The 24,409-nt window shown below is 58.0% G+C and carries 27 protein-coding genes; 24 read left to right on the top strand and 3 right to left on the bottom strand.

Annotated elements, in window-relative coordinates:
- The first annotated feature begins 38 nt into the window (after positions 1-38).
- The 7 genes from HAT86_RS06995 to HAT86_RS06965 all read left to right on the top strand — a co-directional run bounded on the left by HAT86_RS06995 (position 39) and on the right by HAT86_RS06965 (position 7,459).
- Positions 39-407 carry a response regulator transcription factor gene (locus tag HAT86_RS06995; protein WP_167194964.1) on the top strand — a complete coding sequence of 123 codons (369 nt, stop codon included), beginning with the start codon at positions 39-41 and terminating at the stop codon, positions 405-407.
- Positions 404-688, top strand: a complete 285-nt coding sequence (locus HAT86_RS06990) for a hypothetical protein (protein WP_167194961.1) — start codon at positions 404-406, stop codon at positions 686-688. The genes HAT86_RS06995 and HAT86_RS06990 overlap by 4 nt, the downstream gene beginning before the upstream one ends.
- Complete coding sequence (locus HAT86_RS06985; protein WP_167194958.1) at positions 689-3,388, top strand: sensor histidine kinase; 2,700 nt, start codon at positions 689-691, stop codon at positions 3,386-3,388.
- Positions 3,389-3,456: 68 nt separating this feature from the next.
- On the top strand, positions 3,457-4,536 hold the full coding sequence (locus tag HAT86_RS06980) for a FliM/FliN family flagellar motor switch protein (protein ID WP_167194955.1): 1,080 nt from the start codon (positions 3,457-3,459) through the stop codon (positions 4,534-4,536).
- A gap of 167 nt (positions 4,537-4,703) precedes the next feature.
- Entirely contained in the window at positions 4,704-5,027 is a 324-nt protein-coding gene (locus HAT86_RS06975; RefSeq protein ID WP_167194952.1) for a TraR/DksA family transcriptional regulator, read from the top strand.
- Positions 5,028-5,084: 57 nt separating this feature from the next.
- Positions 5,085-5,294, top strand: coding sequence for a hypothetical protein (locus HAT86_RS06970; RefSeq protein ID WP_167194948.1), 210 nt, complete (start codon positions 5,085-5,087; stop codon positions 5,292-5,294).
- Positions 5,295-5,395: 101 nt separating this feature from the next.
- Positions 5,396-7,459: an enoyl-CoA hydratase/isomerase family protein gene (locus tag HAT86_RS06965; RefSeq protein WP_167194944.1), complete on the top strand. Its 2,064-nt coding sequence runs from the start codon at positions 5,396-5,398 to the stop codon at positions 7,457-7,459.
- A gap of 25 nt (positions 7,460-7,484) precedes the next feature.
- On the opposite strand, the gene HAT86_RS06960 is transcribed toward HAT86_RS06965, so the two are convergent.
- A complete protein-coding gene (locus tag HAT86_RS06960; RefSeq protein WP_167194941.1) occupies positions 7,485-7,700 on the bottom strand; it encodes a hypothetical protein in 216 nt (71 codons plus the stop codon).
- Between the two features lie 144 nt (positions 7,701-7,844).
- Here HAT86_RS06960 and HAT86_RS06955 point away from each other — a divergent pair, with 144 nt between their 5' ends.
- Complete coding sequence (locus HAT86_RS06955; RefSeq protein ID WP_167194938.1) at positions 7,845-8,105, top strand: DUF2312 domain-containing protein; 261 nt, start codon at positions 7,845-7,847, stop codon at positions 8,103-8,105.
- Between the two features lie 31 nt (positions 8,106-8,136).
- Here HAT86_RS06955 and HAT86_RS06950 read toward each other — a convergent pair whose 3' ends face one another.
- The gene (locus HAT86_RS06950; RefSeq protein ID WP_231125849.1) at positions 8,137-8,982 is read right to left on the bottom strand and encodes a hypothetical protein; all 846 of its coding nucleotides are present in this window, start codon (positions 8,980-8,982) and stop codon (positions 8,137-8,139) included.
- 381 nt (positions 8,983-9,363) lie between these two features.
- Here HAT86_RS06950 and HAT86_RS06945 point away from each other — a divergent pair, with 381 nt between their 5' ends.
- From HAT86_RS06945 to HAT86_RS06910, 8 genes are all read left to right on the top strand, one after another.
- A complete protein-coding gene (locus HAT86_RS06945; RefSeq protein WP_167194931.1) occupies positions 9,364-10,599 on the top strand; it encodes a tyrosine-type recombinase/integrase in 1,236 nt (411 codons plus the stop codon).
- Positions 10,600-10,700: 101 nt separating this feature from the next.
- The gene (locus HAT86_RS06940; protein WP_167194928.1) at positions 10,701-11,087 is read left to right on the top strand and encodes a hypothetical protein; all 387 of its coding nucleotides are present in this window, start codon (positions 10,701-10,703) and stop codon (positions 11,085-11,087) included.
- An 87-nt stretch (positions 11,088-11,174) separates the two neighbouring features.
- Positions 11,175-11,444 carry a hypothetical protein gene (locus HAT86_RS06935; protein WP_167194925.1) on the top strand — a complete coding sequence of 90 codons (270 nt, stop codon included), beginning with the start codon at positions 11,175-11,177 and terminating at the stop codon, positions 11,442-11,444.
- A gap of 143 nt (positions 11,445-11,587) precedes the next feature.
- The gene (locus tag HAT86_RS06930; protein ID WP_167194922.1) at positions 11,588-11,830 is read left to right on the top strand and encodes a hypothetical protein; all 243 of its coding nucleotides are present in this window, start codon (positions 11,588-11,590) and stop codon (positions 11,828-11,830) included.
- The gene (locus HAT86_RS06925; protein ID WP_167194919.1) at positions 11,827-14,298 is read left to right on the top strand and encodes a DUF3987 domain-containing protein; all 2,472 of its coding nucleotides are present in this window, start codon (positions 11,827-11,829) and stop codon (positions 14,296-14,298) included. The genes HAT86_RS06930 and HAT86_RS06925 overlap by 4 nt, the downstream gene beginning before the upstream one ends.
- Positions 14,295-14,606: a hypothetical protein gene (locus tag HAT86_RS06920; protein ID WP_167194916.1), complete on the top strand. Its 312-nt coding sequence runs from the start codon at positions 14,295-14,297 to the stop codon at positions 14,604-14,606. Before HAT86_RS06925 ends, HAT86_RS06920 begins: the two co-directional genes overlap by 4 nt.
- On the top strand, positions 14,603-14,749 hold the full coding sequence (locus HAT86_RS06915; protein ID WP_167194914.1) for a hypothetical protein: 147 nt from the start codon (positions 14,603-14,605) through the stop codon (positions 14,747-14,749). Before HAT86_RS06920 ends, HAT86_RS06915 begins: the two co-directional genes overlap by 4 nt.
- Before the next feature lie 37 nt (positions 14,750-14,786).
- Complete coding sequence (locus HAT86_RS06910) at positions 14,787-14,990, top strand: hypothetical protein (RefSeq protein ID WP_167194911.1); 204 nt, start codon at positions 14,787-14,789, stop codon at positions 14,988-14,990.
- On the opposite strand, the gene HAT86_RS06905 is transcribed toward HAT86_RS06910, so the two are convergent.
- A complete protein-coding gene (locus HAT86_RS06905) occupies positions 14,978-15,418 on the bottom strand; it encodes a YbjQ family protein (RefSeq protein ID WP_167194908.1) in 441 nt (146 codons plus the stop codon). The genes HAT86_RS06910 and HAT86_RS06905 overlap by 13 nt on opposite strands.
- A 574-nt stretch (positions 15,419-15,992) precedes the next feature.
- Between HAT86_RS06905 and HAT86_RS06900 the strand changes: the two genes are divergently transcribed.
- The 8 genes from HAT86_RS06900 to HAT86_RS06865 all read left to right on the top strand — a co-directional run bounded on the left by HAT86_RS06900 (position 15,993) and on the right by HAT86_RS06865 (position 24,300).
- Positions 15,993-17,447, top strand: coding sequence for an efflux RND transporter periplasmic adaptor subunit (locus HAT86_RS06900; protein WP_167194905.1), 1,455 nt, complete (start codon positions 15,993-15,995; stop codon positions 17,445-17,447).
- Between the two features lie 3 nt (positions 17,448-17,450).
- Positions 17,451-20,849, top strand: a complete 3,399-nt coding sequence (locus tag HAT86_RS06895) for an efflux RND transporter permease subunit (RefSeq protein ID WP_167194902.1) — start codon at positions 17,451-17,453, stop codon at positions 20,847-20,849.
- A gap of 502 nt (positions 20,850-21,351) precedes the next feature.
- Positions 21,352-21,648 (top strand): hypothetical protein, encoded by a 297-nt coding sequence (locus HAT86_RS06890; RefSeq protein WP_167194899.1) that lies wholly within the window; start codon positions 21,352-21,354, stop codon positions 21,646-21,648.
- A 70-nt stretch (positions 21,649-21,718) separates the two neighbouring features.
- Positions 21,719-22,216: a hypothetical protein gene (locus HAT86_RS06885; RefSeq protein ID WP_167194896.1), complete on the top strand. Its 498-nt coding sequence runs from the start codon at positions 21,719-21,721 to the stop codon at positions 22,214-22,216.
- Positions 22,217-22,255: 39 nt separating this feature from the next.
- Positions 22,256-22,612 carry a hypothetical protein gene (locus HAT86_RS06880; RefSeq protein ID WP_167194893.1) on the top strand — a complete coding sequence of 119 codons (357 nt, stop codon included), beginning with the start codon at positions 22,256-22,258 and terminating at the stop codon, positions 22,610-22,612.
- A 61-nt stretch (positions 22,613-22,673) separates the two neighbouring features.
- A complete protein-coding gene (locus HAT86_RS06875) occupies positions 22,674-22,985 on the top strand; it encodes a hypothetical protein (protein WP_167194890.1) in 312 nt (103 codons plus the stop codon).
- Positions 22,986-23,006: 21 nt separating this feature from the next.
- Positions 23,007-23,474, top strand: a complete 468-nt coding sequence (locus HAT86_RS06870; protein ID WP_331272512.1) for a hypothetical protein — start codon at positions 23,007-23,009, stop codon at positions 23,472-23,474.
- Between the two features lie 223 nt (positions 23,475-23,697).
- Complete coding sequence (locus HAT86_RS06865; protein WP_167194887.1) at positions 23,698-24,300, top strand: hypothetical protein; 603 nt, start codon at positions 23,698-23,700, stop codon at positions 24,298-24,300.
- Positions 24,301-24,409 lie beyond the last annotated feature (109 nt).

The raw sequence follows: 24,409 nt of genomic DNA, 5'->3' as shown, positions 1-24,409 counted from the left end.
ACTGCGGTCGCGTATCATTCGGAGGGGAGGCCGGTTGATTGAATAAGAAAGTGCTTTTGATCGAAGATGAGCCCAATATCATCGAGGCGGTCAGCTTTATCCTGTCGCGCGATGGCTGGGACGTGAAAACGCATTCCAATGGGCATGATGCCGTTGATGCCGTGCGCAACCGTCACCCCGATTTGATCATTTTGGATGTCATGCTGCCTGGCAAAAGCGGCTTCGAGATTCTGAAGGAAATCCGATCCGACCAACAGTTCGCGCTGACACCTGTCCTGATGTTGACGGCGCGCGGGCAGGTCAAAGACCGCGAGATGGCGGAAAAAGCCGGGGCAAGCCGCTACATGACCAAACCGTTTTCCAACGCCGAAGTGCTGGACGCGGTCAGAAGCATGGTTGCACAATGAAATCCAAACCCGGACCGCTGTTTTTAGAACAGCGCGCCTATCGCCGCCGCCGCATGGCGGATGCGGCCCGCGTCTTGCCCGTGCTCGGGGCAATCTTGTTCAGTGTTCCCTTGCTTTGGGGGCAGGATGGGAGCGGAGCGGCGTTAACAACCAAAGTGATGCTGTATCTGTTTGTGATCTGGGGGCTTTTGGTAGGTCTGTCGGCTGTCATCTCGCGCAAGTTGCGCGAGGAGGAAACCCGCAGCGCGGATAATCAAACCCAGAGCAAGACCGGTGTTTGAATGGCGCCGCTGAACGTCCTTGTTCTGGTTTGCCTGACATATGTGGCGTTTTTGTTCGTGGTCGCCTTCGCGGCTGATCATGCGGCGCGGCGTGGCCGCGGCATGTGGCTGCGATCACCGATAATCTACACCCTGTCGCTGTCGATCTACTGCACCGCCTGGACGTTTTACGGCGCGGTCGGTTTTGCCGCCCGGTCTGGGCTTGAGTTTGCTACAATATATCTTGGGCCAACCCTTGTCATGATCGGCTGGTGGTGGACACTACGCAAGATGGTCCGTGTTGGCCGCAGCCAGAGGGTCACATCGATTGCCGATCTGATCTCGTCGCGCTACGGCAAGTCCAACACGCTTGCGGTCTGCGTGACCTTGCTGGCGGTGATCGGCACGACGCCGTATATCGCGCTTCAATTGCAATCGGTCACCTTGTCTTTCGCCACATTCGCCGCCAGCGACCCTACCTCGGCGGAGTTGCCCGACCAGCAATCAACCGCCCTTTGGGTTGCGCTTGGTCTGACGCTGTTCACGATCTTGTTCGGCACCCGCAATCTGGATGCGAACGAACGCCATCACGGCGTTGTGATTGCCATTGCGCTTGAGGCCGTGGTCAAGCTGTTTGCGCTTCTGGCTGTCGGCGTCTTCGTAGTCTGGGGGTTGGCCGGCGGGATTTCGGAAACCATTGCCCGCATTGATGCCTCTCCTATCATGCATTGGGAGGTGTCGGGTGGCCGGTGGGTCGGGTTGACGATGCTGTCGGCGGCGGCCTTTTTGTGCCTGCCGCGCATGTTTCAGGTGATGGTGGTCGAAAATGAGAACGAAGACGACCTGCGCACCGCCGCTTGGGCGTTTCCCGGATACTTGATGCTGATGAGCCTGTTTGTCGTTCCGATTGCGGCAATTGGCCTACAGACGATGCCAGCGGGCGTGAATCCCGACCTTTTTGTTCTTACGCTGCCCTTGCACGCGGGGCGCGACGGATTGGCGATCTTGTCTTTCATCGGCGGGTTTTCGTCGGCGACTTCCATGGTGATCGTCGCGGCGATTGCCTTGTCGACGATGGTGTCGAACCATGTGGTGATGCCGCTCTGGCTTTGGGCCAAAGGGGGCACGGCGGTGATGTCGGGGGACGTCCGTCATGTGGCGCTAATGGCTCGGCGCTTGTCGATCGGTGGGATCGTGTTTTTGGGCTACCTCTATTTCCGCGTGTCGGGCGGAGGCGAGTCTCTGGCCGCCATCGGTCTGGTCTCGTTCGCGGGGGTCGCACAGTTTTTGCCGGCGCTGATGGGGGGATTGTTTTGGCGCGCGGCCAACAGGACCGGTGCGATTTCCGGGCTTGGCGTGGGGTTCGTGGTGTGGATGTATTCCATGTTCCTGCCCAGTTTCGGCACGTCTTCCATCTTGCCGCAACACATCTTTGATCACGGCCTGTTCGGGCTGGATTGGTTGCGCCCATACGCCCTGTTCGGGGCCGAGGGCATGGACCCGCTTGTGCATGCCGTGATGTGGAGCGTGCTTTTGAACACTGCCGTGTTCATATGCGTCTCGCTTTTGACCTTTCCCCGCCCGGTCGAGCGCTTGCAAGGCGCGCAGTTCGTGAACGTATTTCGCCACTCCAGCACCGCAACCGGCTGGTCGGGGGATTTGGCGCGCAGCGAAGACCTGATGATCATGTCACAGCGCATCATCGGCTCGCGGCAGGCGCAGGCGCTGTTTTCCGGGGCGGCACAGTGCCAAGGACTGGCGGGCTACCTGCCCGAGCCGACACCGGATTTCCTGCTTGAACTGGAACGCGAATTGTCAGGGTCGGTCGGCACCGCCACGGCGCATGCGATGATCTCGCAGATCGTGGGGGGCGCGACCGTTTCGGTCGAGGATTTGCTGGCGGTGGCGGATGAGACCGCGCAGATCATGGAGTATTCCAGCAGGCTGGAAGCCAAGACACAGGAACAGGCCCGCACGGCGCGTCAGTTGCGGGCCGCCAACCAGAAGCTGACCCAATTGTCGGTGCAAAAAGATTCTTTTCTCAGCCAGATCAGCCACGAGTTACGGACCCCGATGACCTCGATCCGGGCCTTTTCCGAGATTTTGCGCGACACCGGCGGGCTAAGCCCCGAAGAACAGGCCAAGTATTCCACGATCATTCACGATGAGGCGGTTCGCCTGACACGCCTGTTGGATGATCTGCTGGATCTCAGCGTCTTGGAAAACGGGCAGGTGGTTATGAATACGCAAACGGGCCGCTTGGCTGATCTTTTGGACCGCACCATAGCCGCCGCAGGTGGGGGCGAGGCGGACAGCCTTGAGATCAAGCGCGACCGTGACAAGGAAGACGTGGTTTTGACAACCGATCTGGACAGGTTGGCGCAGGTCTTTATCAATCTGATCGCCAACGCGCGGAAATATTGCGACGCTGAAACGCCCTGTTTGTCCATTTCCACAAAGCAGGACGGTGCCGAGTTGAAGATAGATTTTGTCGATAACGGCTCGGGGATTGCGACGGATCAGCAGTCTGTGATCTTTGAAAAATTTGCCCAGATCGGCGCAACCAAGGCCGGTGGCGCGGGGCTGGGGCTGGCGATCTGCCGCGAAATCATGACGCGTCTTGGCGGTGATATCTCGTATTTGCCCGGCCAATCTGGCGGCGCGTTCAGGGTCACACTGCCGGCATCTGTGGTCTCCAGCCCTGCAGATGAAACCATGTAAAGCAATTGGTAACCTTCCGCGCTGTAGGGTGAGGACGCTCGGGTATGGAAGGCAATAGCGACACTGTGATGACCCACGACAACGGCAATTCAATTCTACACCGCAAGACACAGGTCGCGCGCGAAGATTTCGATGCCCGTGGGATGTCGTCATCGAAGGCGCTGCGCCTTGCTTTGTCCAAGGCGGCGGACGGGCTTTTGGGGTTGGCGGTGACTGTCTCGACCGTGGAACAGGTCAAACTGCCACAAACCGCCATTGAAAGTGATATTGCCAACACTGGCCTGTTGATTTTGCTGGATGGTCCTAGCGGACGCCGCGGGGCGGCTATGGTGGATCAGTCCTTTTTGTCCGCTTTGATCGAGGTGCAGACCATAGGCTATGTCCGCAAGGCCAAGGTGCAGGACCGGCCCCTGACGCGCACAGATGCGGCGATTGCCGCGCCTTTGATAGATGAAATGCTGCGCCTGTTCGATGTCCACATGGCGGAGGCCTCGGCGACCTATACCCCGGCTGCATTTCGCTTTGGGGACATGATCGAAGAGACGCGCGCCTTGGCGCTTGCCATGGAGCAGCCGGACTACGACCGGTTTCGCATCACGGCTGATTTGGGGCAGGGGGCAAAAACCGGCGTTCTGGATATCTTGTTGCCCAAAACCCCCGCCCCGGTGCGGCCCGATGTGCCGCGACCGGATGCAGCAGAAAACGCCGATACGTTACAAGGCAGCGCAATGAACGCCCCGGTGGTTTTGAATGCCGTGATGGCGCGGATTTCAATGCCGTTGGATCAGGTCTGCCGCCTGTCCGAAGGGCAAGTTCTGACAATCGCGCATGAGGCTATTTCCGACTTGCAGCTACTGGGAGCCGACAATCACTTGGTGGCCTCGGTCAAGCTTGGTCAGTTGAACGGCTGGCGGGCCGTGCGTTTGCTGGGGCCTGAAGGGGTGCCAGATGACCCGCCTCAATTCATGGGCACATCGCCTGCCGATCAACGGGAAACAGAACCGGTGACGGGTGCAGGTTTTGAAACCCCTTCCGATGACCGGCGGCGCGATGCCCCTACGCCAGCGGCGTTAACAGGCCCGGATGACGACGCCAAGCCAAACCAGTATCGCCCCGCCGCAGGACAAAGCAGCCCCGAGGTTGTTTGATCTGACGGCCACAAATGTCGCGGCGCATACCCGGCCTGCGCGGCAGAGCGCCCAAATGATTGGGCGCGACGCGGGTGTGCAGCCTCGGACAACCACAGGTGTTGACCTGAGTCAAAGCATCGCCGCAAGCTTCATGGCATCGTGATGCCCGGCAAGGAGGTGCCAATATGCAATCACTTCAACAATACCGCGCTGCGCTGATGTCCCGCTTGGGAGAGTTGGACAGCCGGTTGCACAAGATCGAAGCCGAGCTTGATGCCGAGCATTCCAAAGACTGGGACGACGCGGCGATCGAGCATGAAAGCGACGAGGTTCTGGAGCAGCTTGGTAAGTCCGGGCAGCAGGAAATTGCGCGTATCCGGGCGGCGTTGCAGCGCATGCGCGATGGTACTTATGGTGAATGTGTGCGCTGTGGTGCTCAAATTTCGAGCGAACGGTTGGCGACGCTGCCCGAAACGCCGTTGTGTAAAGAATGTGTTGCAACAATTTGATAGTATAAAGTTGCCCCTTGGTGGGCGTTTTACAAATGCGGTTTGGGAGGAGACGGAATGGCCGATTTAGAACAGCAGCTTGCACAGCTTAAAGCGGACATCTTGGAGGACGATTCGGGCGCACGCTATACCCATGCGCCCTTGCTTGCAAAACTCATGGCCGAGCTTGAGCAGCAGGGCCAGCGCATTCCGCCGGATATCCGTTGCTTGCACGAGGAACTTGTGAACGAGACGATCGAGGCGCAGTTCGACAATATGCCTGTTTAAGCTTTTATCCCAAGCGCGGGCGCATCCTGCGCTTGCGTCTGGTCCAATTCTTCGTACTAATCAGGGGTATAGATTTCGGCTGAACACGAGCGGGGCCCAATTTGGCATCAGACGTCCACCATGAACTCCATGATGGTATAGCTGTTGTCACTTTGGACCGCCCGGTTGCGAATGCCCTTGCGCCGTCTGTCCGTCACGCTTTGCAGGACAGTCTCAGACAAACGTCAGCCGATCCTGCGGTCTGCGCCATTGTGTTGCAAGGGGCGGGCACCGGGTTTTCGTCAGGCGTCGATATTACCGAATATGACGGCCCGCTGTCCGTTCCTTGGGTGTCAGACCTGTGCACCCTGATCGAGACTGCCGACAAGCCGGTGGTGGCGTGCTTGCATGGGGCGGTTCTTGGGGCCGGGTTTGAACTGGCGCTTGCAGCGCATGCCCGTGTCGCCTGTCAAAGCGCGCGGCTGGCCCTGCCCGAAGTGACGCTTGGGTTGATCCCCGGCGCGGGTGCAACACAGCGTTTGCCCCGCATCGTGGGGGCGCAGGCGGCCTTGGAATTCATGCTATCAGGGCAGAGTATCAGCGTGACTGACCCGCGGATGGCGCGGGTCTGCGACCGCTTGGTCGAGCGCGACCCCTTGCCGGCGGCAATTGATCTGGCCCGGGATTTGGCAACGCGAGGGACATGGCGCCGGACCCGCGACCATGACCGCGGGTTTTCCGACCCGGACGCCTATCAAAAAGCAGTCCGCACGCTTCAAAGCCAACTGCCCAAGGACGACGGGCCCGAGATGGATCTTGTGCGATGTGTAGAAGCTGCGCCGCTTTTGCCCTTCGAGCGGGGATTGGAATTTGAGCAGGCTTTGTTTCAAGATCGCTTGGCCGCCCCGTCGGCCCGTGCGCGCCGCCACATATACACCGCAGAAAAGCGGGCCAGCATCTGGCCCGAACTGGCGCAAGCCCCCGCGTCGCGCCCGCTGAGCAAGGTTGCGATCCTTGGGTCAGGGCCTTTGGTGTCCGAGGTCATTGTGGCCTTGCTTGATGGCGGCAAAGAGGTTCTGTTGGCCGCCCCGACACCGGACGCCACTGACAAAGTGCTGAAACAGGTGGTGAGCGTCTATCATGGCGCAGTGGCCCGCAAACGGTTGCAAGTCGCGCAGCGGGATGACCGTTTGACCCGGTTGCGCCGGTCCGAGCCGGGGCCAGCCATAGCAGAGGCTGATCTTGTTCTTGATGCGGGTATGCAGATCACGCCAGAGGATATGGCGCAGCGCGGCTTGGGGTCGGTCTGGGCCGTCATGGGGGAGGGGCCGGGTGTTTCGGCCACCATGGTAGAAAAAACACGCGCGCTGGGGGGCTTGGGCGTGCGCTTTTACAGACCTGCGCACAGCATGCGCGCGGTTGAAGTGAACGTGCCAAACGGGTCAGACCCTGCGGCGGTTGCCGGGTTTGTGAAGATGATACAGGGCCTTGGGCGCATTGCGATCCGCACATCGGACGCGCCGGGCGGTGTGGGTGATCGCCTCAAGGCCACATTGTATCACGCTGCTTTGGCTTTGGTCGGTGGCGGCGCATCGCCCTACGACATTGATAAGGCCGCGCGCGACCACCTTGGCTTTGCCCATGGTCCTTTTGAAATGATGGATATCGAGGGTTTGGGGCGCGTTACGGCACGCCTTGCCGGAATGGGCCGGTTGGATGGCCTGCCGGGCCTGTCCAACGATAACCTGTTGCAGGCGCGCATTGCGGCTGGGGCACTTGGTAAAAGAGCGGGCAAGGGCATTTACCTTTATCCGGCAGATGCGCCGCCGATGCCTGATCGGGCCGTATTATCATGGTGTGAAGAACATAAGGATGACAGCCGTTCGCCAGCATCGCCCGTCTATCTGGGAGCCGCGTTATTGTCGGCGCTTGCAAACGCCGCCGCAGGTTTGATCGCGGCAAATGACGTGCAGCGCGCGTCAGATATTGATGTGGTCGCGGTTCACGGGTTAGGGTTTGATCGACGCAAAGGCGGGCCTTTGCTGCAAGCGGACCTGCAAGGCGTGTTGCCAGTTCTCAAGGCTTTACGTGGCTTGGAGCCAGTGCGCCCCGATATTTGGCACCCGCACCCCCGGATTGAGGAAATGGTCAAGACCGGTCAGGGCTTCTTTGGGCGGGCGGTGTAACCTTCGGGTGTGCGTTGGGCGATACTCAGCCCAGCAAGATACCGATGACCACCAGCATCAACCCAATGACAGACAAAAACAGCGCGCCGGTATTCAGGGGCACGACCTTGCGAATTTCAGCGCGGAGGGTTTCGTCATCCAGCCCGGCCTTGCGCGCACGCCAGACCTTGATGATGCACCACACAAGCCCCGCAAGCCCAATGAGCGAGACAAGCGCCCCCAGCCAGATCAGCCATTCCATGTTCTGTCCCTTTCGCAGTGCCTTAGACCATTCTGCGCGTAGCCGAGGCGGCGATAAACTGCAACCATATGCGGGGGCCAGTTGCGCCTTGCAGGTGGCTTGCCACGCGGGTAGGAGAAAACTCTCTAGCGATCGGAGGATAAAATGGACGAGTCGAACCCACAGTCGAGCTACCGTGTTACAGCGGACGAATTGCGCCAGTTCATAGAACGGTTCGAGCGGCTGGAAGCCGAGAAAAAAGACATCGCCGATCAGCAAAAAGAGGTCATGGCCGAGGCTAAGGCGCGCGGTTATGACACCAAGGTCATGCGCAAGGTTATCGCCCTGCGCAAGCGCGACCGCGATGATATCGCCGAAGAAGAAGCCGTTCTGGAGATGTACAAGGAAGCCCTTGGCATGAGCTGACCGGCCGTCCGGCGCATGATTATATCGGCGCTCAGGGGGTGATCAGGTTCACGGCCGGGATACGCTGTATTTCAGCCAGATCATCATCGTAGATCGTGCTCAGGTGCTCGATGAATTCGTCGGTCCAGCCGGGCACGTCCAATTCTTCTTCTATGGCGTCATCGTCGGCGAACTTGTCCAGAAACGCCGCGATCACCCGACGTTTTTGTGTTTCGTTCATGCCTGGGTGGCTTGCCAGATAGGTTTGAAAACGCTTCATTCCGGGGGCCGTCATGATTTCGGACAAGAGGGCGAATTCGCCCTCGAAACGCGTCGTCGGCTCCAGCGCTGCAAGCTCGCGTATGACCTCGGCCCAGATCAACGGCGTGTCTTCGTTGCACCAAACGGTGATGGGCATATCCGGGCAGGCCGTGCGGATACGTCCGATCAATTCAGACCACCGAAACGCCATTGGATCGCTGCCGCGCAGAAAATCCGCAAAGGTTTTGAACGGTGTGTCGCGATAAATCGCCGGTAGAAATGTTGCCGGATTTCGGATCGCGATGAACAGTTCCAACTGATCTTTGTGAAAAATCTGCCCTAGGGTTTTCAATCGAAGATTGGCGGCCCCATAAAATACGCCCGAAGACGCCGCCATCTTGGGGGTGCCGAAAAGCCCCGGATTCGACAAAATGATACGGTCGGCCGTGTCGTCTTCGAGGATCGAATCCAGCAACACGTCGCGCGCGTCGGGCGACAGGCCGCCATGCTGGGCTTCTTGCAAGGTATCACGGATCAGTTTGCGATAGGTTGATGGGTGCGGAACGGCTGTTCCAAGGTCTGACAGCATCGCGCTGTTGTCGCCAAGGCATTTGACCAGCCTGTCATCGTCGGTCATGTGCGCGCCTGCGTGAAGAACGACTTGCATGCCTGTTGAGTTCCTTTGATTGGATATTGCTCAATATAGGCGTTTTGTCAGGTAGTTAAACCGCTTTTGGCGCGCGGCGGCCAAAGCCACCTGCCACCCGTCTGATTTGCCATCAACAGATACGCATCGCGCCACCTGGGGCGCGCGGAGCCTATCACCTGAAAGACATTTAAATGGTGCCCCCAGAGAGACTCGAACTCCCGACCTACTGATTACAAATCAGTTGCTCTAATTAGCTTAAATATTAATTAACTCTCATTAATTCTATAAAAAAAGTATTTTTCTCACCTTAGATCTCCGCTAATGTCCGCCTAGAAACGCTAATTTGTCTCGCTGGTAGTCTCGCTGAAAATGCCTTCAAAAATCATCCCCTGCAAGATCGATCAAAGAACTGTCGACAAATACACAAAAGAGCAGCGCATTTTGGGCGCCCGTATCACCTTGGCGGACCAGGTGTGCTCTGGGTTGAAACTGGCCATCAATAATCAGAGTGCAAGCTGGACCTATGCATACCGCAAGCGCGGTTATATGGACGGCGGCAAACGGTATCCACAACGCACAATGAAGCTAGGCGACCCTTCGACCTTGTCGCCTGCTGAGGCGAGGTTGGCCGCTGAGAAGATCAAAGCAGCAGTGCGCTCTGGTGGGGATCCAGCAGTTGAAGAACGAAAAGCCACTGCTGCGCGCCAGCTTCAAGAGGCGCGGAAAAAGTCCAATGCGGCTTGGCTAGCGACCTACAGCACCGAGCAGATGGCTGATGGGGCGACTAAGTATCAACGCGACGAAGTGCGAAACGTGAAGCTTGCGCTGGAGGAACTAGCAATATGCCAGTTTTATCCCGAGGAAATAACACCAAAGCACCTGCGCAACTTGGTTGAGCTACACCGCGACCGGCCTGCAACGGGACGCCAGAGGTTTGGAGCCTTTTCAAGGTTTTTGGATTATCTGCTAGATGAAGAAGTGATTGACGCAAATCCGGCGCTATCAGTCTCCAAACGCAGCCGACCCAAGACCCCTCCTCCACGCACAACGTACTATACACCAGATCAGCTTGTGCAGCTCTGGCATGCTCAAGGCATAAAGCCCGAATACCAACGCTATTTGCGCTTTATGATTACCACGCCGCTGCGCGCCGACGAAGGAGCCAGCTTGAATTGGTCGCAGATTGACTTGAACCGTGCGCAGATAGAACTTGAAGCGATCGACGTTAAAAACAGTGAGTATTTTGTAATGCCACTGAGCCGAATAGCGCTCTCGATCATCAGCCAAGGAGATGGGGCAAACAGGTCACTGGTTTTCCCGCTAACCATCATCAATACGCCGATGACATCGTGGAGTTATTTCAACAAACAGGTGCGCGCGGCAACAGGCATTCACAACTTCATCCTGCATGACCTACGTCGAACTTTCTCGACATTGATGTCCGAGCATACAGACGTGTCCGAGACGCTCATCGATGGCTTGCTGAACCATAAGCAGAGCGCCACACGCGGCGGTGTGATCCGGCATTACCAACACGCGAAGAACCTAGAGAAGCGACGCGCCGTGATGAAGCAGTGGGGCGAGCTGTTGGAGGCTTGGGTATGAAGAGGGTCTTAAAACCTGCAAGCCAAGCTCGTCGCTCCAGCCCTAGTCATGGAGGTCAGAGACAAGGAGCAGGGCGCCGTCCAAAATACGACTTCTGGTCCATGTTCGAAGTTGGCAGTGCTTGCGAAGCTCTTTGGCGGGAAGAACAAAAACAGGCTATAGACGCGAAAAAGGACCAACTTTTCAATAAAGCCTCAGAGTTAAGACACTTATGGCAACGACCTAGATTACTGCCACTCAGCGAACGAAAACAACGCCGGCAGAGTGAGGACGCACAAAATCACACAGACGACATTGAAGAGGAATTAGCCTTCTTGAAAGGCAATCATAATTCGGATGGTCCAATATCACGGCTGGTTACGCTCTCTGCGAAACCACCACGGGGTACTGAAAAGAAAATCAAAAACCAAATCGCTAACGTATCCGGCTTTAAGCCAAAACAGGTCGAATATTTATGGCGAGCGTTCAGGAAGCAAGGATTTGATTAATATAGAAAACTTGAATTTTAGGCGGCTAAATTTCTGAATCGAAGCTGGTTGTTAGCATTGCGGCAATTCCAAACGAGGAGCTGCATAATGCAACGTTCACCATCCTGGTCACCAGACCAACCCCTTCCCAAATTCGCGGACAAAGTCACGGGTGCGGCAATCATCACGCATCTGTATTTTCCCATCAGCCCGCGCACTTTGGAGCGCTGGCCAATCACGGTTAGACGCCCAAATAAGGCAGCGATCTACGTCGTGGATGAGCTTCTGGCGTTTGCTGAGCGCAAGATGAAAGAAGCTCCCGTTTATAAGCAGGAACGCTGCGGTCTTTGCTTCCCAGCAGATGGCGGTGCTAAATGACCGCTTCCCTCTTGAGGTATCACACCCGATCCACTGAATAAAAAACCCGCCCGCATACGCGCGGACGGGGCAGTCGAGGGTCTTACAGTGAACCCTGACAATAGCACCGCCGCGCCGATTGGGCAAACCGAAAGGCACCAGCAATGACACAATCGAACCGACAGGCGCGCCGGGCATGGGCTGCCGCCCGCCGCAAGCACATAAAGCGCGGCAACCTTTATCACGTGGAATTCCGCCACGATCACGACTGCGCGATCTACACGCCGACGCGCCTTTGCAACTGCAATCCAGACCGGGTCTTGAAAGACGACCACGGGCGCGTTCTGGCTCGCGTTAAGGGCGGAGGACCTTACAGCCCCCTCGAAATGGCGGAGGGGTTGCTATGAGCGCACAAGGCAGCACCAACCGCGACCTCGCACTTGCTCTCGCCCGAGCCGGTTTCCCCGTGTTCCCCTGTCTTGAGGCCGATGGCCTCGCCCATGACAAGGGCGGTATGCCGAAGCGGGCAAAAGCGCCCTACACACCTCGCGGCTTCCACGATGCCACAACGGATGCCAACACGGTCGCAGCATGGTGGGCACAATGGCCGGGTGCTGTTCCCGGCATCCCGACAGGTGATGCGAGCGGGCTTGCCGTAATTGACGGCGACATCAACCGAGAGACCGGCGAGCCGGAGGGAGAGTCGGAGATCGCCGCATTGGGTTTAGACCTTCCCGGCGCTGTTCGCGTCCGCACGCAGTCTGGCGGCGTCCAATTGCTCTACCGCCATGCCGAAGGCGCTCGCACATCGTCGAAGCAGGCCGCGCCGCACATCGACACGCGCGGGGCGGGCGGTTACATCGTCGCGCCCGGCGCGCGGATGCAAAACGCGGCAAGCTACCGCTATGAAAGCCGTAATCTCGCAGCCGCGCTGCGGGCCGGCGATCTGCCACCCTATCCCGTCGAGGTCGTCGAGGCCGCCATTGCCGCGCGCAAGGCCAAGGCCAGCACGACGGGCGACGATGGCGAGAGCTTCATTATCCACACAGCCGCCGACCGCACCGAGGCGACGGATGCCGAAACGATCGAGGTTGTCGGCGCACTGCTGGCCGAAGCGTCGAACGATCTTTGCCGCGAGGATTGGGTCAAGCTGGCCTTCTCTCTACGCGCCGCATACGGCGACACGCTGCGAGACGACTTCATCAACTTTAGTCTGGGCTATGTCGGCCGGAATCCCTGCACGGTGGAGGCTGCGCGGCATGTTTGGACTTCGGCGGGCAAAGCAAAGAAAGTCACCGGCATCGGGCCGGCGCTCCGCCTTCTGAAACAAGCCGTGGGACCGGATCGTTTCACGGCGGCATGGCACGAGACCTTCAACCGGACGCGAGGCAGCGCCAGTGTAGGAAAAGTAGGAAAGGTAGGAACGAAGGCGCCAGAGCCAACGCCCCTGATCCGCGAGATGCCTGAGTCAGCACCTTTTCCGGTTGCCGCATTGGGGCCGCTGCGCGATCCTGCAGAGGCCATTGCCCGCGCGACCGAGGCACCCGTTGCCATGTGCGCGGCATCCGTCCTGGCATCGGCGGCGCTGGCCGCGCAGGGGCACCGGGACGCGGAGACCTTGAACGGCACCGCGCCCGCAAGCCTGTTTCTGCTGACGGTGGCCGAGAGCGGCGAACGCAAGAGCACTGCCGACCGCCTCGCCATGCGGGGCGTGCGCGACTTCGAGGCCGATCTGCGCACCGACTATGACATCCAGCGCGATCATTGGCGCGATCAGCACGAGGTATGGAAGGCCACCCGCGCGAAGATCGTGGGCGAAAAGAAGGCCGACAGCGCCGCGAAGCGGGCCGATCTGCAAGCGCTGGGGCCGGAGCCGCCCGCGCCGCTGAAGCCGCATATCGTGGCAAGCGCGCCGACCATCGAAGGGATCACAAAGCACTTGCCCGAATTGCGCGCCAGCCTCGGGATCATGACCGAGGAAGGCGGCGCGCTGATCGGCGGCCACAGCATGAAGGCCGAGAACAAACTGGCGACCTGCGCTAGCTTCAGCGCCATGTGGGACGGATCACCGCTCGACAGGTGGCGCGCGGGCGATGGCGTGGAAAGCTATACCGGGCGGCGCTTCTCGGCACATATCCTCGTCCAGCCGGTCGCGGCGGAGGCGCTGCTATCGGATCCGATGGCAAACGGACAAGGCCTTCTCGCCCGCTTCCTGACGTGCCGCCCGGCCTCGCGCATCGGCACCCGCCTGCGCATGGAAAAAGACGCCGCCGCAGAGGCGGAGATTGCCAGCTTTGCCGCCCGAGTCCGGTCGCTTCTGTCTCGCGATCTGCCCTTGGCGGATCACAAGCGAAACGAACTTGCGCCGCCGATCCTGCCCATGAGCCGGGAGGCGCGCGACGTGCTGACCGCCTTTGCCCGCGAGGTGGAAAAGGCGCAGGCACCGGGCGGACCTTTCGAGGATGCGCGCGCCTTCGCCAGCAAGACCGCAGAGCACGCGGCGCGCCTCTCGGCGGTGTTGACGATCTATGCGGATTCGGACGCGGCGCAGGTGACAGGCGAGACAATGGCCGGGGCAATCGAGGTTGCCACGTTCTACGCGAACGAGGCCGCGCGCCTAGCGGATGCGGCAATCGTGCCGCCCGAAGTGGCCGACGCGGAGCGGATGCGCCTTTGGCTGCTGGGATCATGGGGTGAGCCGCATATCTCGGCCCGCGCGGCGGCGCAGCGTGGCCCGTTCAAGGTGACGGATCGTGCGCGCAAGGCGCTGCGCAAGCTGGAAGCTCACGGCTGGCTGATCGAGGCCAACGGGGCAGAGGTAGAATGCAGACCCCGACGCGAGGCATGGCGGATCGTGCGCGAGGTGCAGCCATGAACGTCTTTGCCTTCGACGCCAAGGCGGCGCTGCAACAAGCACGCAAAAAGTCGAGCCCTTCCTACACTTCCAACAGTTCCTACGGATCGCCCGCCGAGGTCGGAAAAGTAGGAACGATACGAGCACCGGATACCAAAACAATACCGGTAGACCAGTTGCACAACCTCGCTGCAATCGCAGCCCGTGTGGCGTCGCTGGCTGATCCAGACGGCGTAGCCCGTTCGCCCGAGGCGATAGACGCTGTCTGGGATTGGGCGGAGGAGGTGGCCAGACACTACGCAGCATCACGAAAGGACATTGACGAATGACACACCGTATCGTCACCACCCCAGACGGCACACGCTGGTTCGTGGCCAGCCACCCGGACGGCACCACGAAACGTGAGCGCATTGACCCGAACCTGTTTCCAGAGCCGCAGCCGAAGCCTGACGAACCGCAGATTGATTTTTGAGGCGCTGGCCCGCCACCGCACGAAAGGAAAACGATGTATGATCACCACCGAGATCAAGATCAGCCGCCAAGTCGAACAGGCAATTGAGACCATCTTAGACGCCCACGCCCAAGGCAATAATGACGCGCAGGCACGGGAATATGTGAAGCGACTCGATCTGGTGGCGGCTGCGCTGAGGCGCGAGGCTGAGGACATAGAGGCGCTGGCGAGAGAGGAACAGGCGACCGTCTATTCGACGTGAACCGCCGTTCCTGATGCGACAAGCAACACCATACTGCCAGAGGCGCTTAGCTCGACATAATCCAAGTCAACGCCAACCACAGCGTTGGCACCGACCTCAAAGGCTTCTTTCTTAAGTTCGTGTAGAGCGGTACGCCTGCTATCCCTGAGCGTCTTCTGGACTGCCTCAGATCGACCGCCCACAACGTCACGCACACCAGCAAAAAGGTCTTTGAAAACATTCATACCGAACGCACATTCTGCTGTCACAATCTCTATGCGTTTGGTGATCTTTAGGCCCTCGGGATATGTTTCGGTTGTTAGCATTACCGCTTCGATTGCAACGTCTTTAGCCCTTCTTTCTTGGACTTTGGGGCTGTTGTCGTCAGCAAGGCGTTCTTTGTTGCATTTTTTGCAATAGGTTCCACCCGGCCCATAGGAGTTTAGCATCCCTATCTCGGTTCCGCACTCCACACACTTCGCCAAATCTAATCCCCTTTAGTTTTAGCCCCAAGCATAGCCTGACCTGAGCTACCAACATATGTGATAACGAACGATGCCTGACCTTTGACCTCACAGTGTGAACACCTCAGCTTAGCCACAGCATTATGCACAGTGGTCTCACGCCCAAGCCTGTCGATCAATAGTTGAACTGCCAACAGTGAGCTATGCTCACAGGCTTTACACTGGAGTCCGAGGTGGTTGTTGCTGATGCTGGCTAGTCTGGTCATGTTGCTATATTTAGCACAGCCTTTCGAAACCAGCCTTGGTCAAAAACCATGATGGTGGGTGGTGGCGTGTCGCAACAAAAAGGTTTTGTTGATCAATGAATTACCGCAAGCGCTCCTGTGTAACTGTTTATAACGGTGCTAAACTGCTACATATCGCACTTAGTCTCGTTTTGTACGCGCGGATAAAAATGCCAAAAAAAACTGCAAGCGCCGCATATGCCTTAGAGTTCAGCGGATAGCAGTACGGTTTACCAAAAGGCTGCGTAAAGCCGACACGTTGAAAGGGTTTGCGAATGCGGTTTCTTCGTCTCAGTCTGATGGGTCTATTCCTCGTTTCACTGACTCTGGGCCTGATGGTGTACGCCGGTCATCTTGTATATTCCGCCGTGCAGGCTCGCATGAACGACGAGCCCTCTTTGCCGCAACGCCGCGAGCGGGTGTTTTCTGTAAATCTTGTCGAGGCGCATCTGGGAACGCAGACACCTCTCTTGACTGCTTATGGCAGCGTTGAGAGCCGGCGCACATTGGAAATCCGCGCGCTTACAGGTGGTATGATCGTCGATCTGGCACAAAATTTCGAGAATGGCGGGCGTGTGCGCCGGGGTCAGCTTTTGGCACGGATCGACCCGGCAGAGGCGCAATTCACGCTGGAACGCGCCGAAAGCGGCCTAACCGATGCACGCGACGAAGTGCGCGAGGCCAGCCGCGCGCTGGATTTGGCGGGACAGGATCTTGAGGCGGCAGAGATACAAGCAGAGCTGCAACAGCGCGCCTTCCAACGCCAGCTTGACCTTCAGGAGCGTGGGGTCGGCACATCGGCGGCGGTCGAAACCGCCGAACTGGTCGCCGCGCAAAGCAATCAGGCCGTTGTTTCGCGGCGACAGGCCGAAGCGGCGGCTGACGCCCGTGTGGCGCAAGCGCAGACCCAGCTTGCGCGCGCGCGCACTGCGTATGCAGAGGCTGAAAAGCGGCTGGACGACACCCAAATCACCGCCGAATTCAGCGGCACGTTGCGCGCTGTGGCGGTGGTGCGAGGGCGCTTTGTGTCCGCAAACGAGAAAATGGCAGTTCTTGTGGATCCTCGCGCGCTTGACGTGGCGTTCCGGATCTCGACTGGGCAATATGCCCGCCTTTTGGACGAGGATGGCGAACTGACGCGCGCGCCGGTGCGCATCCAGCTTGAGGCCTATGGCGAAAATATCGAAACCACGGGGCATATCACCCGTGACAGTGCCTCTGTCGCAGAGGGTCAAACCGGCCGGTTGATCTTTGCGCGGATGGACGAGCCGGACGGCTTCAAGCCCGGCGATTTCGTCACTGTCGAGGTGACGGAACCACCCATCGAAAACGTGGCGCGCCTTCCAGCCACCGCGCTTGGTGCTGATGGCACGGTGCTGGCATTGTCGGGTGAGGACCGTTTGCGCGTGCTGGAAGTGACGCTGATGCGGCGGCAGGGCAATGATATACTGGTGCGCGGCGACGGGCTTGATGGCGCCGAAATCGTGGCTGAGCGTAGCCCGCTTCTGGGGCCCGGCATAAAGGTGCGCCCACTGCGCGCCGAGGCCGCCGAACAAGAAGCCGCCGCCGACCTGATCGAGCTGAGCGAGGAACGCCGCGCGCGGCTGCGCGGGTTCGTGCAGACAAGCGACATGCCCGATGCCATGCGCACCCGCCTTCTGGCTGAACTATCGGAACGGCGCGTGCCCACCAGCACCGTCGAGCGGCTGGAACGCCGGATGGGCGGCTAGGGCATGGTGCGCGATCTGCCTGTCCGGGCCAGTGGGGTGCTGTCCTATTTTACCCGCCACCCGACGGCGGCCAACCTGCTTTTGGTGGTGCTTGTCGTGCTGGGACTGGCCGCAGCGCCGCGTATGCAGGCACAGTTTTTTCCCGATGTGATCATCGACAACGTGACAGTCGGCGTGTTCTGGGACGGGGCCAGCGCCGAGGATGTGGACAGCGCCATTGTACAGGTGCTGGAGCCTGCCTTGCTTGCTGTCGAGGGCGTGGCTGAAAGCTCTGCCAGTAGCCGCGAGGACCGCGCGACCATCACGCTGGACTTCGAGCCGGGCTGGGACATGGGCCGCGCCGCCGACGAGGTGCAGGCCGCCATCGACACGATCACTGACCTGCCCGACGAGGCCGAGGAACCAACCGTGACACGCGGCGCGTGGCGTGATCGGGTGACGGATATCGTCATCACCGGCCCCGTCGCGGTCGAACAACTGGGGCAATTCGCCGACGAACTGGTGGTGCGGCTTTATGATGCCGGTGTGACCCGGACCACGGTGCGCGGCGTCGCGGCCCCGCACACGGTTGTCGAGGTGCCCGGCACCAACCTTATCGCCTACGATATCACCCTGACGGAAATTGCCAACGTCATCCGGGCCGAGGCCGATGCGGACCCGGCGGGCGATATCACCGGCGGGGCCACGCGCGTGCGCGTGGGCGCTGAAAACCGTGCTGTGGATCAGATCGGTGCGCTGGTGCTGCGATCCAACCGCGATGGCAGCAACCTGACCGTTGCCGACGTGGCGGATGTGCGGATCGAGGGGATCGACCGCAACCGCAGCTATTTCGTGGGCGACGATCCGGCCATACAGATCCGCGTTGACCGCTCCGCGCGCGGCGATGCCATCGGCATCCAGCGGCAGGTCGAAGAGGTTGCCGGGCAGATGGAAATCACCCTGCCTGCGGGCACGGAGATCAAGCTGATCCGCACCCGGTCCGAGGCGATTTCCGGGCGATTGGATATGTTGCTGGACAACGCGCTGACCGGTCTGGCGCTGGTGGTGGGGCTGCTGTTTCTGTTTCTGAATGCGCGCACGGCCTTTTGGGTGGCGGCGGGCATTCCGGTTGCGATGTGCGCGGCGGTCGCGCTGATGTACGCGGCGGGCATCACGCTTAACATGATCTCGCTTTTCGCGCTGATCATCACCCTTGGCATCGTGGTGGATGATGCCATCGTAGTGGGCGAACATGCCGATGCGCGGGTGCGAAAATACGGCGAAACGCCGGTGCAGGCCGCCGAGCGCGCAGCGCAACGCATGGCCCTGCCAGTGTTTTCTGCGACCCTGACCACCCTGATCGCGTTTTTCGGGCTGGTTGCGATCGGTGGGCGCTTTGGCGACCTGATCATCGACATTCCCTTTACCGTGATTGTCGTGCTGACCGCCTCACTTTTGGAATGCTTTCTGATCCTGCCGCATCACATGTCTCACGCGCTTGCCCATGGTGAGCGCGATCACTGGTATGACTGGCCCTCGCGCACGGTCAATCGCGGCTTTACGTGGGTGCGTGAACGGCTGTTCCGCCCCTTCATGGGGCTGGTCCTGCGCGGGCGCTATGTCGTGGTGGCCGTGATGGTCGTGCTTTTGGCCAGTCAGGTGGCGCTGTTCATCCGTGGCGATGTGCAATGGCGCTTTTTCAACGCGCCCGAACAGGGCAGCGTGACCGGTAATTTCAGCATGGCGCCGGGCGCGACCCGCGAAGACACGCTGGAGATGATGGCCGAGATGCAGCGCGCGACAGAGGAGCTGGGCCGCGAATATGAGGCCGAGCATGGGCGCAATCCGCTGGAATTCGTGATCGCCGAGTTTGGCGGCAATGCCGGGCGCGGGCTGACCGGGGCTGATACCAAGGATCCCGACCAGTTGGGCGGCATTTCCATCGAACTGATCGACGCCGACCTGCGCCCCTATTCCAGCTTTGTCTTCGTGGCCGATCTGCAAGAAAAGGTAAACCGCCACCCGCTGGCCGAAGAAGTCAGCTTTCGCGGCTGGCGCTCTGGTCCGGGGGGCGATGCGCTGGATGTCGAATTCTTCGGTGCTTCCGCTGAAACACTCAAGGCTGCCGCAGAGGATCTGAAAACGGCCGTCTCCCGCTTTCCAGAGGTCTCGGGCTTGCAGGACAACCTTTCCTACGACAAAGAGGAGCTGATCCTCGATCTAACGCCGCAGGGTAAGGCGCTTGGGTTCACCATCGACGATCTAGGCCGAACGCTGAGGGCGCGGCTAAACGGGATCGAGGCGGCGACCTATCCCTATGGGCCCCGCAGCGCCGAAATCCGTGTCGAACTGCCCGAGGCGGAGCTGACCGCCGATTTCCTTGAACGTATGCAGATCCGCACCCCGGCCGGGGGATATGTGCTGTTGGCTGATATCGTTTCCGTCCAGCAGCGCACTGGTTTTTCTACGATCCGCCGCGAAAACGGCATCCGCCACGTCAGCGTGTCCGGCGACATATCCGAAGACAACCCCGCGCGCGCCACCGAAATCAACGAGGCGCTGCGGGATGAGATCCTGCCTGAAATCGCCAGCTGGCATCAGGTTGAATGGCAGCTTAGCGGGTTAGCTGAGCAAGAGGGGGATTTTCTGAACGATGCGCGAACGGGGCTGATCCTGACCCTACTGGGTATCTACCTTGTCCTGGCATGGGTCTTTGCCAGCTGGGCCAGGCCCGCTGTTGTCATGGCGATCATTCCCTTCGGCCTTGTCGGTACCATCTATGGCCATGCGCACTGGGATGTGCCGCTCTCGATGTTCACCGTGGTTGGGCTTTTGGGGATGACTGGGATTATTATCAACGATTCGATCGTGCTGGTGACCACGATTGATGAACATTCCCGTGAACGCGGCATCATGCCCGCAATCATCGACGGCGCGGCGGATCGTTTGCGGCCCGTGATGTTGACGACGCTCACCACGGTAATTGGTCTGACGCCGCTTTTGTTCGAACAATCCACGCAGGCACAATTCATCAAGCCCACGGTGATCACTCTGGTTTACGGGCTTGGATTTGGCATGGTTCTGGTGCTGCTGCTGGTCCCCGCCATCGTTGCTATGCAGCACGATATTGACCGCCTTAGGGCTGCGTTGCGTCACGGGCTGCGCTGTCGCAGTAGAGGCGTGCAGCTGACGATGCTGGCGGGGGTCGGGGTTGTCTTTAGCTGGTTTGTGACCACCCTTGGCGCCGCCGCCGTTACAGGCGGGCTGCCGGGGTTCATGACACAAGCCATTCCTGCGCTGGCGGATGCACCAGCGATGCCGGTGGCGTTCGGGCTGTTCGCCGTAGGCGCGGCGCTGGTGCCGTTGGTGATTTATATTCTAGGTTGGATCGTTAGGCTACGCCGGGTTCAGCCAGTCAGATAGCTATGGCCATCAACAGACTTATTCAGCCCCAGAACGCTGATCCACAGATCTGAACGCTGCGCAGCAAAAGAGCCCATTGCGAGATAATGCAGCTTGCTCTCTGCCAATGCTTTTCAGCCTGCCGGCTGGTTTCCTACAGCGCGACACGCTTGCTTGTAGCCAGCCACCCAGACGGCACCACGAAACGTGAAAGGATAGATCCACACCTATTCCCAGCCCCAGCGCCACAGTTGGACCCCGAGCCGGCAATGGAATTTTAAGGCGGCCGCTCTTCTGCGCTGAAACGCTTTCTTAGTGTTGATCCTTTACTGTGGCGGCTAGATGTGTGCAGTCTTAAGCCTGCTAAATTGGAGGGTGCATGGCTATTATCGAGATGCCGTTTTATACACTGATCCTGCGCGTGGACGTAGAGCAAGAAATCTCTGCAGCTGGTTGGTGAGCATTGTTTCAGTGCGTCAATCCAGCTTCAAATTTTGATGGCGAACTAATGGTCTTTGGCTCTATGAACGGCATGGACCTCCACGCAAATATTGATGCCCTCAAAGGTTATGGCTTCGTTGGCCCTGATAACGGTGAAGAGTCGGATATGGTCTTATGGGCGAGCCCACTTGGGGGGATGAGCTACCAACCAAGTTGGCTGTCGCATATAGACGTCGAGTTTTTCGACGACCGGCCAACATGCAAAGCATGGAAACTTACAAATTCCCAAATCTATGGGCTGGTTGACTTTTTCAACGGCGCCGAGTTGCCGACGAAAGGCTATGAGTGCGACTGGGAGCCGAAGATTGGTAGGATATGATTGCACTACTTCTGATGGGCGGCCGCCGTATCTGGGTGATTATCTGGCTAGTAAATTTTGGTGTATGCATATGAATATGATGCACACGAAGCCAGAGTTTCAGGCATGCTGGTTGCTTAGCCACTTCCCTTCCAAGAGCCTGGATGACTTGATCTGTGAAATCTACAGCGAGGCTTTTGGCGTAGCATTCGTACTTGATCAGGAATGGTTGGATGACTTGCTGGATTCTCATTCTGATTGTTCGCTGGGGCAACACTTGCGAACTGTGCTGGGTGCCGTAGACGAAGAGCGCGCCAAGCAAATTGACGCCGGTGCTGTTCTCAGCGACCTCGAGCGACTTGCAGCAAAAGAGCTGGCGTTGGAACAGCTGATGTCGATGGAAGGCGAAGGCCTGTATGTTTCGGGTTCCTCCTTCGCTATCGGTGCCGATTACCAGATATTTGCTTGTTTTACGGGGTATTCTGAAGGCCAAGGCGGCATTAGGTATGAGTTTGACGGTTTATTTGCCTCTAAGCAAATGGCTGAAAGATATTATAAAAAGTTGAGTGATAAATGGTTGGAACTGTAATTTGCTAACGTCGACGTAGGACTAGAAGGAGATTTCCTGATGGTAAGTGAAAAGGTTCGGCAGGAAAGGGCTGAACAGCTTCGGGTTGGCCTGGAAGCCGTTAAACGGTTGGAGGGGCGCAAAGCGCCAATGAGAGAGTGGAGTGTGATGGCAAACCATGTTTTTCACATAGATCGGGAAGATGGTTTGGAAGACGAAAGCACTGCTGAATTTTATGAGTTCACAGAAATCCAGAAAAATCGCTTTCTAGCCCATGCCCGCGAAGACGCTGCATTTGCAGTGTATGCAGCGCATGACGCTTATCAAGAAATCTGCAGAGCAAGAAAGCTTGTAACAGTCAGCCTGCTTTTGAACGTCGTTGTTCTATGCTTACTTTCCTATGAGCTGATTGGCTAATAAATTTGTTCACAACTGTTCACGCTCATGAATACAATGTTTCAGTCAATAAGGTGGTATAATGCTCGGACTTGAACAAGCTTTGTTGGCCCTTATTACTGGCGTGGTTTGTCTATACTTACCCGGCTGTTATCTCATGCTTTCAGAGGCACGGCACAACGCGGAGATTCAGCGATTAGGAAAAAATCTTAATACAGACTCTGCTTATGTTTACTCAGAAAATAAGTTTGCCATAAAAAACATGTTGAAGGCCCAAATTGCTGGGGCAGTTTACGGTAGGTTAATAAGTACTTCGCTCGGCTATGTTTTTCAGTGCCTAGGAGGTCTGATTTCAGTTTGGAGCATCATCAGTTTACTGATCAATATTTTCTAATCCTTCACATATTTCGCAAATGTGAAATATGTGGTATTTAAACACCCCAAATGCTGGAGTGTTGAGATGCCCCGAAAAAGCGGACGCAATGCGGATGGAACGTTTGGCCCAGGCAATCCGGGCAAGCCGAAGGGAACCCGTCACAAGGCCACACAGGCGACCCTGGCGCTTCTAGAAGGCGAGGCAGAAGCGCTATCCCGCAAAGCCATTGAGGTTGCCTTAGAAGGCGACACCGTCGCCCTCCGACTTTGCCTTGAGCGTATTGCGCCAGTCCGAAGGGACGCCCCGGTGCAATTTGATCTGCCGCCCATGCAGTCAGCGATTGACGCCGCTAAAGCCGCTGGGGCTGTCCTGGATGCTGTCGCGCTGGGCGACCTGACGCCGACCGAGGGTGCGCACATCATGTCTTTGTTGGAGGCATATCGCAAGACACTAGAAACAAGCGAGCTTGAGATCCGTTTGTCTGCGCTTGAAAGTGCAGAAACATGAGATTAAAGGCTCGTCTCGCAAAGCTTGAAGCCAAGCGTGTTGCCGTTTTGGAAAGTGACACCGTCACGATCCGGTGGAAAGATGGAACGGAGTGGGAAGTCCCACATCCGCGTCTTATAGCGGAAAACGCTAGTATTAAGTCTATTTCTGGAAAAAACTGACCACTTAGCATATTGCTGAATACTTGCTTGTTGAATTGGAATGGCCCAGCTAGCTTGCAATTATGAGGGCTGGTCCAGATACATATACGGAATTCCATCAAGACCTATGGAAGGCTGTTGCAGAAAACTTATCTGAAGAGGAGCGAGACCGCTGCTTTGCACAGGCGGATGCCGCTCAAATGGCAATCTTCTCCTATGCCGCATCGTTAGGATCGCACTACTTTAAGGATTTGGAGCAAAAAGCAGCGATTGGCACTTTACGTCGTTATGTGTGGGCCCAGGTGGGTCTCTGGGGCATTATTTTAGGGGTTGGTTTATTTATCGACAGAGGTCTAGGTGCGCCTCATAATTTATTAGCTCTTTTAGCGCTATTTGTATTCCAGTTATTTTGGCTGGGCGATATCAAGGCCGAAGAGCGTTGGCTGAGGTATGAGTGTTTTAAGCTTCAAATAAAACTGCGCGATGAACGGCTTCAGTGCGCAGCAAAACTCCCACGCGTCGATCCTCCATACATTCAGGCAGTTATCGAACCTTTCTGCGCCATGTTTCTAGTGCAAGGCGAGCTTCAAGGCATTACGGAAGAGTTTCAAGAATTTGGACGCGACCGAGATAAGATTCTGGACACCTGGTACGTTTTTGAAGAGTACCCTAAGGTACGTTTTTGAAGAGTACCCTAAGCAAATGCGCTCACAAATATGAGTTATTGTCAAATCTGGTGTTTGAGGGTTCTCGGTCATGCGGCGATCTGGTCTGTGGTTGTGGCTTCAATTCCGT

Origin of the sequence: Roseovarius gahaiensis (assembly GCF_011601345.1) — a bacterium.
In the GTDB taxonomy this organism is placed as follows: Bacteria; Pseudomonadota; Alphaproteobacteria; order Rhodobacterales; family Rhodobacteraceae; genus Roseovarius; species Roseovarius gahaiensis.
The sequence above is the reverse complement of the archived record's forward strand: the minus strand, read 5'-3'. Positions and strand labels throughout refer to the sequence as shown.